The sequence below is a fragment of the Pseudoxanthomonas beigongshangi genome (assembly GCF_016820515.1).
GTDB lineage: Bacteria > Pseudomonadota > Gammaproteobacteria > Xanthomonadales > Xanthomonadaceae > Pseudoxanthomonas_A > Pseudoxanthomonas_A beigongshangi.
In genome coordinates, this window is record NZ_JADHDV010000005.1 from 121592 (window position 1) to 133619 (window position 12028).

Annotated in this window: 12 protein-coding genes; 9 read left to right on the top strand and 3 right to left on the bottom strand. The window is 68.8% G+C overall.

All coding sequences use genetic code 11. From position 1 onward, the window contains the following. Positions 1-56 precede the first annotated feature (56 nt). The 4 genes from IQ458_RS05540 (at position 57) to IQ458_RS05555 (ending at position 4898) form a co-directional block, all read left to right on the top strand. Positions 57-2447 carry a putative bifunctional diguanylate cyclase/phosphodiesterase gene (locus tag IQ458_RS05540; protein ID WP_203322162.1) on the top strand — a complete coding sequence of 797 codons (2391 nt, stop codon included), beginning with the start codon at positions 57-59 and terminating at the stop codon, positions 2445-2447. A gap of 39 nt (positions 2448-2486) precedes the next feature. Then, a complete protein-coding gene (locus tag IQ458_RS05545; RefSeq protein ID WP_203322163.1) occupies positions 2487-3206 on the top strand; it encodes a pseudouridine synthase in 720 nt (239 codons plus the stop codon). 5 nt (positions 3207-3211) lie between these two features. Further along, positions 3212-4372 (top strand): AAA family ATPase, encoded by a 1161-nt coding sequence (locus tag IQ458_RS05550; RefSeq protein WP_203322164.1) that lies wholly within the window; start codon positions 3212-3214, stop codon positions 4370-4372. Between the two features lie 103 nt (positions 4373-4475). Then, on the top strand, positions 4476-4898 hold the full coding sequence (locus tag IQ458_RS05555) for a universal stress protein (protein ID WP_183638435.1): 423 nt from the start codon (positions 4476-4478) through the stop codon (positions 4896-4898). Positions 4899-5040: 142 nt separating this feature from the next. On the opposite strand, the gene IQ458_RS05560 is transcribed toward IQ458_RS05555, so the two are convergent. Continuing rightward, positions 5041-5997: a DMT family transporter gene (locus tag IQ458_RS05560; RefSeq protein WP_203322165.1), complete on the bottom strand. Its 957-nt coding sequence runs from the start codon at positions 5995-5997 to the stop codon at positions 5041-5043. Between the two features lie 66 nt (positions 5998-6063). Here IQ458_RS05560 and IQ458_RS05565 point away from each other — a divergent pair, with 66 nt between their 5' ends. The 3 genes from IQ458_RS05565 to IQ458_RS05575 all read left to right on the top strand — a co-directional run bounded on the left by IQ458_RS05565 (position 6064) and on the right by IQ458_RS05575 (position 8875). Next, positions 6064-6405 carry a TfoX/Sxy family protein gene (locus IQ458_RS05565; RefSeq protein ID WP_203322166.1) on the top strand — a complete coding sequence of 114 codons (342 nt, stop codon included), beginning with the start codon at positions 6064-6066 and terminating at the stop codon, positions 6403-6405. Positions 6406-6643: 238 nt separating this feature from the next. Further along, positions 6644-7291 carry a Pr6Pr family membrane protein gene (locus tag IQ458_RS05570; RefSeq protein ID WP_203322167.1) on the top strand — a complete coding sequence of 216 codons (648 nt, stop codon included), beginning with the start codon at positions 6644-6646 and terminating at the stop codon, positions 7289-7291. Between the two features lie 300 nt (positions 7292-7591). Next, positions 7592-8875, top strand: coding sequence for an MFS transporter (locus IQ458_RS05575; RefSeq protein ID WP_203322168.1), 1284 nt, complete (start codon positions 7592-7594; stop codon positions 8873-8875). 78 nt (positions 8876-8953) lie between these two features. On the opposite strand, the gene IQ458_RS05580 is transcribed toward IQ458_RS05575, so the two are convergent. Beyond that, positions 8954-9772 carry a DUF72 domain-containing protein gene (locus IQ458_RS05580; RefSeq protein WP_203322169.1) on the bottom strand — a complete coding sequence of 273 codons (819 nt, stop codon included), beginning with the start codon at positions 9770-9772 and terminating at the stop codon, positions 8954-8956. Positions 9773-9789: 17 nt separating this feature from the next. Beyond that, positions 9790-10215 (bottom strand): VOC family protein, encoded by a 426-nt coding sequence (locus IQ458_RS05585; RefSeq protein WP_183638418.1) that lies wholly within the window; start codon positions 10213-10215, stop codon positions 9790-9792. 144 nt (positions 10216-10359) lie between these two features. On the opposite strand from IQ458_RS05585, the gene IQ458_RS05590 reads away from it, so the two are divergent. Together IQ458_RS05590 and rraA are read left to right on the top strand one after the other, a co-directional pair. Further along, complete coding sequence (locus tag IQ458_RS05590) at positions 10360-11394, top strand: lipid A deacylase LpxR family protein (protein ID WP_220094201.1); 1035 nt, start codon at positions 10360-10362, stop codon at positions 11392-11394. 20 nt (positions 11395-11414) lie between these two features. Next, positions 11415-11891 (top strand): ribonuclease E activity regulator RraA, encoded by a 477-nt coding sequence (gene rraA, locus IQ458_RS05595; RefSeq protein ID WP_203322170.1) that lies wholly within the window; start codon positions 11415-11417, stop codon positions 11889-11891. Positions 11892-12028 lie beyond the last annotated feature (137 nt).

Below are 12028 nucleotides of genomic sequence, written 5' to 3' on the forward strand. Positions count from 1 at the left end.
ACGGGCATCGTAGGGGAAGCGATGTGGTGAAGGGGCGTTCGCGCGCGAGTCACGAGATGGTCAGGGACGACGGTGGCAAGGGCCTGCCCGCACGGGTGGCGGCGATCATCCTGTTCGCCGCGCTGGGTGCGCTGCTGACCGCGACGGTGCTGGAGATCCAGGCCGGGGCCACCGCCTACATCGTCGGCGAAAGCCACTGGTCCAAGGCCCAGCAGACCGCGGTGTCCGCGTTGTACCGTTACGCGGCACACGGCGATCCGGCGGATCTGGCCCGGGTCCGCCAGGCGCTGCGGGTGCCGCTGGGCGATCGCGCCGGCCGCGAGGCGCTGGATCGACGTCCCATCGATATTCCCGCCGCGCGGCGTGGATTCCTCGAGGGCGGCAACGCGCCGGCCGACATCGACCGCCTGATCCGGATGTACCGGCTGTTCGCGCGCGCGCCGTATTTCCGTGAATCCGTGCGCCTGTGGAAGCAGGCGGAAGTGGACATCCTGCACCTGCAGGCGCTGGCCGACGACATCGAGCGCCGCCGCCGCGCCGGCCGCATCGGCGCCGCCGAAATCCGCCACCACCAGCGCACCCTGCTGGCGATGGATGCGCGCCTGCGCGTGGCCGAGCTCGCGTTCTCGCAGTCGCTGGTGGACGGCGCGCGCTTCCTGCGCGGCGCGCTGACCGCGCTGGCGGTGCTCGCCTTCTTCGCGCTGGCGGCGTATGCGCTGGCGGTCATGCGCCACACCCTGCGCCGGATCCGCCGCACCGAGACCGAGTTCCGCGCGGCTTTCCACCAGGCCGCGGTCGGCATGCTCAAGCTGGATCGCGAGGGCCGCATCACCCAGGCCAACGAGGTGCTGGCGCAGATCCTGGCGCGGCCGCTGGAGGAATTGCGGCGCGGCCATTTGCAGGATCTGCTGCATGCCGAGGATCTGCATGTCGATGCCGACGGCCGTCCCGACTGGGCGCGGATGCTCGAACCGGGCGAACGCCGCTTGCGCCGCAGCGACGGCAGCAGCCGCTGGGTGCGCTGGAGTGCCTCGGTCATCACCGGCGGCGACCGCGAGGGCGAGCGCATCTTCGCGGTGGTGGAGGACGTGTCCGAAGCGCGCGAGCTGGCCAGCGAGATTGCCCACCAGGCCAGCCACGACGATCTCACCGGCCTGATCAACCGGCGCGAGATCGAGCGCCGGCTGGGCCAGATCACCCTGGCGGTGCAGCGCCAGCCGGCCCGGCATGCGCTGTGCTTCGTCGATCTGGATCAGCTCAAGCTGGTCAACGACACTTGCGGCCACGCCGCCGGCGATCGCTTCCTGCGCCAGTTCGCGCACGCGCTGGCCTCGCAGCTGCGCGGCGAGGACTGGGTGGGACGGCTGGGCGGCGACGAGTTCGCGATTTTCCTGGCGCACGCGACCCTGGAGGATGCCGAACGGGTGGCGCAGCGCATCCACGCCCGCCTGGCCCAGTCGGCCTTCCACTGGAACGATCGCAAGTTCGGCCTGGGCTGCAGCATCGGCGTGGTCGAGATCAATCCGGATACCAGCGACGCCGACTGGTTGCTGCGCGCGGCCGACACCGCCTGCTACCTGGCCAAGGAGGAAGGCCGCAACCGCATCCGCTGCTATCGCGAGACCGACGAGGCGTTCGCGCGCAGGCAGACCGAACTGGACTGGGTGGCGCACATCCAGCTGGCCATCGCCGAGGACCGCCTGCTGCTGTACGCCCAGCGGATCAAGCCGCTGCGCGGCGAGGAGCGGCTGCAGTACGAAGTGCTGGTGCGGATGATCGATCACGAGGGCCGCATCCACGGCCCGGGCTATTTCCTGCCGCCGCTGGAGCGTTACGGCCAGGCGATGATGCTGGATCGCCACGTGCTGGCCTCCACCCTGGAGCTGATCAGCCGCGACACCCGCCACCTGCTCAGCCTGGATCTGTGCCACGTCAACGTGTCGGCGCAGTCCATCGCCGATCCGCTGTTCCGCCAGTTCGCCGCCGAGCAACTGGATCGCCATCCCGGCGTGGCCAACAAGCTGTGCTTCGAGATCACCGAGACCGCGGTGATCGGCAACCTCACCGATGCCTGCCTGTTCATCGAGGCCATGCGCGCGCGCGGCTGCCGCATCGCCCTGGACGACTTCGGCAGCGGCTTGTCCTCGTTCGCCTATCTCAAGAGCCTGGACGTGGACATCCTGAAGATCGACGGCGCCTTCATCCGCGACCTGGGCCGGGACAACGTCGATCTCGCCCTGGTCCGCTCGATGGCGCAGGTCGGCCGGGCGCTGGGCAAGCGCACCATCGCCGAATGGGTGGAGAACGAGGCGGCGATGGTGCGGCTGGCGGAAGTGGGCATCGACTACGCCCAGGGCTACGCCATCCACGCGCCGATGCCGTTGGCGGGCCTGATCCGCGAGTGGAAGGCGACCCGGCCGGATCCGATCGGGGCGATGTCCGGCTGAACCGCTGTGGCCGGGCCGGGAATCGTCGATAATTCGCGCATGACCACCCGCCTCAACAAGCACATCGCCGAAACCGGCTTCTGTTCCCGCCGCGAGGCCGACCGCCTGATCGCCGAGCGCCGCGTCACCGTCAATGGCCGGCCCGCGGGCGTGGGCGCGGTGGTCGGCGAGGACGACGAGGTCCGGGTGGACGGCCAGCCGCTGAAGGCGCGCACGGTGAAGGCTGGCAAGCGCAGGCATGTCTACATCGCGCTGAACAAGCCGGTCGGCGTCACCTGCACCACCGAGGGTTCGGTGAAGGGGAATATCGTCGACTTCGTCGGCCACGAACAGCGCATCTTCCCGATCGGCCGCCTGGACAAGGATTCCGAAGGGCTGATCCTGATGACCAGCAACGGCGACATCGTCAACCAGATCCTGCGCGCGGAGAATCGCCACGAGAAGGAATACCTGGTGGCGGTGAACAAGCCGGTCACCGACGAGTTCCTGCGCGGGATGGCGCGCGGCGTGCGCATCCACGGGCAGATGACCCTGCCGTGCCGGACCAGCCGGATCGCCAAGTTCGGCTTCCGCATCATCCTCACCCAGGGCTTGAACCGGCAGATCCGGCTGATGTCGGCCGAGTTCGGCTACCGGGTCACCCAGTTGCGCCGCGTGCGCATCGACAACCTCAAGCTGGGCGCGCTCAAGCCCGGCCAGTGGCGCAACCTGACCGACGCCGAATTGCGCGGATTGTTGCCGCAGCACCAGGACTGGTAGCCGCCGTGCTGCGCACGCTGGCCATCGGCAACTACCGTTCGCTGCGCGAACTGGAGATGCCGATGGCGCGGCTCAACCTGATCACCGGCGCCAACGGCAGCGGCAAGTCCAATCTCTATCGCGCGCTGCGCCTGCTGGCCGAGACCGCGCAGGGCGGGGTGGTGCGCGCGCTGGCGCGGGAAGGCGGCCTGCCGTCAGTGCTGTGGGCGGGGCCGGAACAGTTCAGTGCCGGCATGCGCCGCGGCGAGGTGCCGGTGCAGGGTGGACCGCGACAGGCGCCGGTGGCGCTGCGGCTGGGATTCGCCGGCGAGGACTTCGGCTATGCCATCGATCTGGGACTGCCGGTTCCGTCGATGTCGGCGTTCGCGCTGGATCCGGAAATCAAGCGCGAGGTGATCTGGAGCGGGCCGTTCCTGCGCGAGGCCAACGCGCTGGTGGATCGTCGCGGGCCGATGGCGCGGATCCGCGAAGGGCGTGGATGGCGGGTCGTGGCCGAACACCTGACCCCGTTCGAAAGCCTGTTCACCCAGATCGCCGATCCGGTCAGCGCGCCGGAAGTGCTGGACCTGCGCGAGCGGATTCGCGGCTGGCGCTTCTACGATCATTTCCGCACCGACGCCGAAGCGCCGGCGCGGCTGCCGCAGTTGGGCACCCGCACGCCGGTACTGAGCCACGACGGCCACGATCTGGCGGCGGCCTGGCAGACCATCCGCGAGATCGGCGATCGCGCGGCGCTGGATGCGGCGGTCGAGGATGCCTTTCCCGGCGCGCAGGTGGAGGTGGACGTCCGCGACGGACGGTTCCAGCTGGTTTTCGCCCAGCACGGCCTGCTGCGGCCGCTGTCGGCGGCCGAACTGTCCGACGGCACCCTGCGCTACCTGCTGTGGATCGCGGCCCTGCACACGCCGCGCCCGCCGCCGCTGATGGTGCTCAACGAGCCGGAGACCAGCCTGCATCCGGACCTGCTGCCGGCGCTGGCGCGGCTGATCGCGCAGGCGGCGCAACGTGGTCAGGTGTGGGTGGTGTCGCACGCTTCGCGGCTGATCGCCGCGCTGGAGGAACACGAGGACTGCCACACGGTCCAGCTTGAAAAGGCGCTGGGCCAGACCGGCGTGGCGGGGCAGGGCCTGCTGGCCCGGCCGGCCTGGCACTGGCCCGAGCGCTGAATACATGCGGCGCCGCTTGATCGCGATCAAGGTCGCGCCGGCGCGGACCCGATAACTTGGATGGGCCGGGATCCCACCGGCATCTTTCCCAAGGAGCCGCGCGATGAAGATTCTGTTGGCCGTCGATGAAAGCGAGACCGCGCTGCAGGTCGTCAAGCATGCCGCGCAGTTGGCCAAGCAACTGTCGGCGCCGCCGTCGATCGCCCTGGTCTATGTCAACCTGCCGCTGCCCAAGGCGGTGGCCAAGGAACTGGGCGTGGATGGCTCGGAAGCCTATTACGCCGACACCGCCGCGGCGGTGCTGCGCAAGGTGCGCGCGGCGATGAAGCGCAATCGCTTGCCATTCACCGAACACCGCGCGGTGGGGCCGGTGGCCGAGACCCTGGTGCGGCTGGCCAAGGCCGATCGCGCCGATCTGATCCTGATGGGCAGCCACGGTCGCGGCACCCTGAAGAGCCTGCTGCTGGGCTCCGTCGCCAGCAAGGTCATCGCCACCAGCCCGGTGCCTGTGATGGTGGTGCGCTGACGGTTCGTTCGGCCTGCGCCTTGCTGGCGTGTCTGAATGATCCTTCCGGGCGAGTGACCCGAAAGAGCAAATCTCCGGTCACCTGCTTCGCAGGTGACCGCCCCCCTTGAAAAAGGGCGCTATCGAACGCAAAGGCGGCTGCTCAATCCACCAGGTTCGTGGCCTCGGAAGTTCCGAGCACTTCCGGGTGATGCACCACGCCGGTGGCCTTGCGCCGTTCCAGCAGCGGATGCAGGAACACGGCGGCCAGGATGATCGCCACGCCCAGATAGAACAGCGGGGTCAGCTCGCGCTGTTCGCCCAGCAGCACGATGGCCAGCAGGATCGCGTAGATCGGTTCCAGGTTCGTCACCAGTTGCACGCCGTAGGCGGTCAGGTGGCGCAGCGCCACCAGCGACAGCGCGAATGGCAGCAGCGTGCACAGCAGCGACAGGGCGACCAGATAGGCGCCGTCGCGCAGGCCAGGCACCACCAGCAAATCACCGGCGAAGGCGGGGAACAGCAGCGGCATCAGCGGTGCCAGCGCGGTCAGCAGCAAGGTGCCCGCACCGAGTTCCAGCGCGGTCACGGTGAGCGGATCCGCGTGTTCGACCAGGCGTTTGTTGAGCGAGCCGAACAGCGCCACGAACAGGGCCGACACCGCGCCCACCGCGACGCCCAGGCGCATGCCGTCCGGCACGCCGCCGACCACCAGCGCCACGCCGGGCAGCACGGCCACGCCGAACGCGAGTTCGCGCGCGGAGAACGGACGCCGCGCCAGCCACGGTTCCAGCACCGAAGTGAACGCCGGCGCCAGCGCGATGCAGGTTGCCGCCACCGAGGCGTTGGCCAGCTTGATCGCGCCGTAGAAGGTCAGCCAGTGCAGCGCCACCAGCGCGCCGATACCGGCGTAGGCCAGCATCAATCGCGGCGACATGGCGCGCAGGCCGCGCCAGACCCGCGGCAGCAGCGCCAGCGCGACCACCACCAGCAACATGCGCCACCACACCAGCGGCAGCGCCGGCAAGGTGATGAGCTTGCCGAGGATGGCGGTGAAGCCCCACAGCAGCACGCAGAAGTGGATTTGCAGTTGCGCTCTGGCGTGCGGGGTCATCGGCATGCGCGTATTGTGGCCGAAGCGGCGCGCACTGGCGACGCCGCCACGCCCGGGTCCGCACGAGGCACCATGCACGCGCATCACGAATTCGCTGAACACCTGCGCGAGCTGCTGGCCGGCGTGGGCGCGGTGCGGCTGCGGCCGATGTTCGGCGGCCTTGGCGTCTACCTGGACGACTGCATGTTCGGCCTGATCATGGACGAAACCCTGTACCTGAAGACCGATCCGGCCAGCGTCGACGCGTTCCGCGACGCCGGCGGCGAACCTTTCGTCTATCGGCCGGTGCGGGACGGCCATGTGCCCGGCTACTGGACGCCCCCGGCCGAGGCACTGGAGTCGGCGGCGGCGATGCGGCCGTGGGCGCAGCGGGCGCTGGAGGCCGCGCGACGACGGCCCGCCCGAAGACGCTGATCCCCAGCCGGCGGACTTTTGCCCACATCACCCCCGCCAGCCCCCTCCCCGCAAGCGGGGAGGGCTGGGGTGGGCGCAACCGAGGTCGATACCCTCTGACAACCCAACAACAATCCGAAGCCCGCATCCTTCATCCACGGACAGGCCCGCGCTCCCAGCCCGCAAACGCACGGCAAGCCGCACAGTTCCGCCCGGTTTTATGACAGGCTGTCGCCCGTCTCCCGATACCACTTCGCCGATGGAACCTGGCCCGACCCCGAAAGGACGCGCGTTCGCCGCTATCGTCGCGGTGGTCTCGGCGGCATCCGTGGTGCTGCAGTACCTGCTTCTGCTCGAGTTGACCCGCGACAATGTCGGGGTGGCGCTGGGCACGCTGCGCTTCCTCAGCTACTTCACCATCCTCAGCAACCTGGGCGTGATCGCGGTGTGCGTGACCGCGCTGCGCGGTGCCGACGGATTCTTTTCGCGGCCGCGCGTGCGTGGCGCCATCGCGCTGTACATCGGCGTGACCGGGCTGATCTACCTGTTGATCCTGCGCCACCTGTGGCAGCCGCAGGGACTGCAATGGTGGGCCGACACCGGCCTGCACTACGCCACCCCGCTGCTGTATGTCGGGTGGTGGTTGGCGGCCGCGCCGCATGGCCGCTTGAACCTGCGCGACGCGGTGGCCTGGCTGCTGTTCCCGCTGCTGTATCTGGCGTGGGTGCTGCTGCGCGGCGCCTGGCTGGGCGAGTACCCGTATCCGTTCATCGATGCCGGCAAGCTGGGCTACGCCCGCACCGCGATCAACGCGACCGGCATCCTGGTCGTCTTCCTGCTGCTGGGCGGCATCCTGCTGGCCCTGGATCGCCTGCTGTCGCGACGCCGGCACGCCCCGAATCCCTGAAATCCCTTGCAGGTGCGATGGAAGCCGCGACCGCATCACTCCAGGTGGCTACGGACGGACAACAAGCGAAGGCAAAAGCTCGCGACTCATGTCGCTCCCACAGGATGGGAAATCGCCCATCCCCGCCCTTGTGGGAGCGATGTGAGTCGCGATGCTCCTGGCTTTTGAGTTGACCCTTCGAAAGGGTCGCGACTTACGTCGCTCCTACAGGAGGGGCGTGTTTCCGTCCTTGGGGTGGCGGTGGACGAGGGGCCGCCGGGCATGCCATGTTCGCCGCCTTCGGCGAACGCGGGACCGCGCATGACTTCCATCGAAGGGCAGCATCACCGGGCGTTCAACCGGCAGGACGGCAAGACGCTCGGGCTGGCCGCGCTCGGTGGCGCGCTGGAGTTCTATGACTTCGTGGTGTTCGTGTTCTTCACCCGCGTCCTGGGTGAGCTGTTCTTCCCGCCGGGCACCGAGCCGTGGCTGGCGCAGTTGCAGGTGTATGGCATTTTCGCCGCCGGTTACCTGGCGCGTCCGCTGGGCGGCATCGTGATGGCGCATTTCGGCGATCGCGGCGGGCGCAAGCGCATGTTCACCCTCAGCGTGCTGCTGATGGCGGTGCCGACCCTGCTGATCGGCCTGCTGCCGACCTATGCGCAGATTGGCCTGTTGGCGCCGCTGCTGCTGTTGCTGTTGCGCATCGTGCAGGGCATCGCGGTGGGCGGCGAGGTGCCGGGCGCGTGGGTGTTCGTGGCCGAGCACGTGCCGGCGCGACACGTGGGCTTCGCTTGTGCCAGCCTGACCGCCGGACTCACCGCCGGCATCCTGATCGGTTCGCTGCTGGCGGCCTGGATCAATACGACGATGACCCCGGCCGAGGTCGCCGGCGGCTGGTGGCGGCTGCCGTTCCTGCTTGGCGGTGCGTTCGGCCTGTTCGCGGTGTTCCTGCGCCGCTGGCTACAGGAGACGCCGGTGTTCGTGGAGATGCGCGCGCGCCGGCAGCTGGCGGAGGGTTTGCCGGTACGGCAGGCGCTGGCCGGACACGCGGGCGCGGTGCTGCGTTCGATGCTGGCGTCCTGGCTGCTGACCGCCGCGATCGTGGTGGGCGTGCTGCTCACGCCCAACCTGGTGCAGTCCTCGTTCGGACTGCCGCCGGCATTGGCGTTCCAGGGGGGCAGCGTGGCGACGGCCGCGCTGATCTTCGGTTGCCTGGCGGCGGGCTGGGCGGTGGACCGCTTCGGCGTGGCGGCCACGCTGCTGGTCGGATCGCTCGCGCTGGCCGCGTCGATCTATGCGCTGTACCTGCCGCTGGCGGCGGGGGATGCCTCGCAGTTCGTGCCGCGCTATGCGCTGACCGGTTTCTGCATCGGCGTGGTCGGCGCGGTGCCGGCGTTGATGATCGCGGCGTTCCCGCCGGCGGTGCGGTTCTCCGGCGTGTCGTTTTCCTACAACGTCGCGTATGCGCTGTTCGGTGGCCTGACCCCACCGCTGGTGGCCTACCTGTCCACCCATCTGGGCAAGACCGCGCCGGCGCACTACGTGGCCTTCGCCTGCGGCATCGGCGTGCTGGTGGCGCTGCTGTCCATGCGGCGCGGTTGACCTTCTTGTGGGAGCGACGTAAGTCGCGAATCGGTGAGTATCGCGACTTACGTCGCTCCCACAGGTTGCAAGACGGTGCTACAGCCGCTCGATCAGCGCCATCGCGGCGGCGGGGTTGCGCTCCTTGGCGGCGCTGATGAAGTAGACGAACACGTCGCGCGGCGCATCGCCGGAGCGGGGCGCTTCGACGTGCGGCAGGTCGGCGGGATCGCCGCCTTCGGCCCATTGCCGGGCGCGCTTGGCCCAGGCATCCAGTTCCGCGTCCGGATAGCCGCTGGCGATGTCGCTTTGGGTGCCCATCAGCCGCGCGTAGACGAAGTCGGCGGTGAGGTCGGCGAAGCGCGGATAGTCCGGCGAATCGGTGAACACCGTCGCCATGCCATGGCGACGGGCGAGGGCGAGGAAGTCCGGGGTGATGAAGGCCGGATCGCGCACGTCCAGCACATGGCGCAGGCGCCGGCCGGCGGCCTCGCGCGGCAGCAGGTCCAGGAACGCGGCGAAGTCGTCGGCCTCGAGCTTGCGCCCGGCCTCGAACTGCCACACCAGCGGGCCGAGCTTGTCCTTGAGTTCGGCGATGCCGCCGATGAAATCCTCCACCTGCACCCGGGTCTTCGCCAGCACCCGCGATTGCACGATCCGCTTGGGCGCCTTGGCCGAGAACAGGAAGCCGTCGGGGGTCTCGTCGCGCCACTTGGCGTAGGTCGCCGGCTGCTGCGCGCCGTAGTAGGTGCCGTTGATCTCGATGGCGTTGACGTGGCGGCTGGCGAACTCCAGTTCGCGCCGCTGGACCAGGCCGGCGGGATAGAAATTGTTGCGCCAGGGCGCGAACACCCAGCCACCGATGCCGACCCGGATGGCCTGGGGGGCGCCGTGGGCGCCGGAGAACAGATCAGTCATGCGGGCAGCCGGTCCGGTCAGGTCTTCCAGGGATCATAGCTGCCGAACCACCACAGATGACCCTCCGGATCCTTGCACGCATAGCCGCGCCCGCCGTAGTCCTGATCCGCCAGTTCGATGACGATCTCGGCGCCGGCGGCCTTGGCCCGAGCGTAGTGGGCGTCGGCGTTGGCGACGATCACGCAGGGGCTCTGGGTCTCGCGCCCGCCGGCATCGCCGGGCTGGACGATATGCCGCCCCCATTCGCCGCCGCCGGAGGCGGAGCCGAGCATGATCATGCCGTTGCCAAAGGTGAGCTGGGCGTGGTGGACGGTGTCGCCGTCGGCGTAGACCGCCTGGCGCTCGAACCCGAACGCCTCGCACAGCCAGTCGATGGCGGCGCGGGCGTCGCGATAGCGCAGGCAGGGGATGATGGTCGAGGTGGTGGAGGCTGCCAGGCTCATGCGGTGCTCCGGGGACAAGGGGCGACCGGCAGGATAGTCCGTGCCGCCGGGACCCCTGTGAAAGCATTCAGTTTGCGTTATCGTGTCGCCGTCCCGGACGCCCCCACCCATCGCCCGGTCTCCCTCCCGTACCGGAACTCCCCCATGCGCTCGACAGGAACCCTCCTGCTGGCTGCGATGGCACTGTGCAGCTTCTCCGCCGCCGCCCGCGACTATTGCAACGAATCCACCGATCTTCCGCCCACGGTCAACTTCCGGGTCGACAACGATCTGTTCGGCCACCAGGACCAGGGCTACAGCAACGGCGTGATGCTCACGCTGGTCTCGCCCAACCTCAAGGATTACACCGACGATCCCTGCCTGCCGCGGTTGGCCCGCTGGATCAACCGCCATCTGGACGCGCTGACGCCGGAAGGCTTCGAGCAGCAGAACATGGTGGTCAGCTTCGCGCACGGCATCTTCACTCCGACCGATCCGACCCGTCGCGACGTGATTCCCGATGACCGACCGTATGCCGGCGTGTTGCTGGCGAGCCTGGGCTACAACGCCCGCAATGGCGACCACCTGCGCACCACCCAGTTGCAGTTCGGCATCGTCGGCCCGTCCGCGCTGGGCAAGCAGGTGCAGAACGAGGTCCACAAGATCACCGGCGGCGACAAGTTCGAGGGCTGGGACAACCAGCTGCGGGACGAGCCGGTGTTCCGCATCGTGCACGAGCGCATGCGCCGGTTCGCCCCGGAACAGGAAGGCATCTGGAGCTGGGACGCGGTCGGCCACTACGGCGGCACGCTCGGCACGCTGACCACCTATGCCAATGTCGGTGGCGAAGTGCGTTTCGGCCGTTACCTGCCCAACGATTTCGGCAGCACGCCGCTGCGGCCGGCGGGCGAGAACACCGCGCCGACCGGCAGCCGGATTCCACCGGACGTGCTGGGCTTCCACATGTTCCTGACCACCGACGCACGCTGGGTGCTGCGCGACATCACCCTGGACGGCAACACCTTCAAGGACAGCCACAGCGTGGACAAGCGGGCCTTCGTCGGCGAGTACGGCTATGGTCTGGCCTTCATGTACGGTCGCTGGAAATTCGCGTTGGCCCGCTACCACAGTACCCGCGAGTTCGACGGGCAGAAGGAACGGCCGGTGTTCGGCAGTTTCACCATCAGCCGCACCTTCTGAGCAGCGCCACGGAGACAGCGATGGACTGGACCACGCCGGATCTCTGCGACACCCACCCCGAGGTACAGGTCGCCGAGCCGCTGTTCCGTGGATTCGGCGGCCGGGTGGCTTTCCATGGCGCCATCGCCACGGTGCGCTGCCACGAGGACAATTCGCGGGTGCGCGAACTGGCCGGCACGCCGGGGCAGGGACGGGTGATGGTGGTGGATGGCGGCGGCTCGCTGCGCCGCGCGCTGCTGGGCGATCAGATCGCGGCGACCGCGGCGCGCAATGGCTGGACCGGATTCCTGATCCACGGCGCGGTGCGTGATGTCGAGGTGCTGGCGCAACTGGATCTGGGCGTGCAGGCGCTGGCCGCGCACCCGATGAAGACCGAGAAGCGCGGCCTGGGCGAAGTGGATGTGCCGGTGCGCTTTGCCGGCGTCGATTTCCATCCCGGCCACTGGCTGTACGCGGATGCCAATGGCGTGATTGTCAGTGCGCGGAAGTTGGTATGAGCGCGTGCAGGCGCCCCCCTGTGGGAGCGACGTAAGTCGCGATTCTTTGAAATGAAGGGTTCGCGACTTACGTCGCTCCCACAGGGACGATCATCGGTTTCCCGAGAGAAAGGGGCGGAAGGAAAACCCCTCCCGCC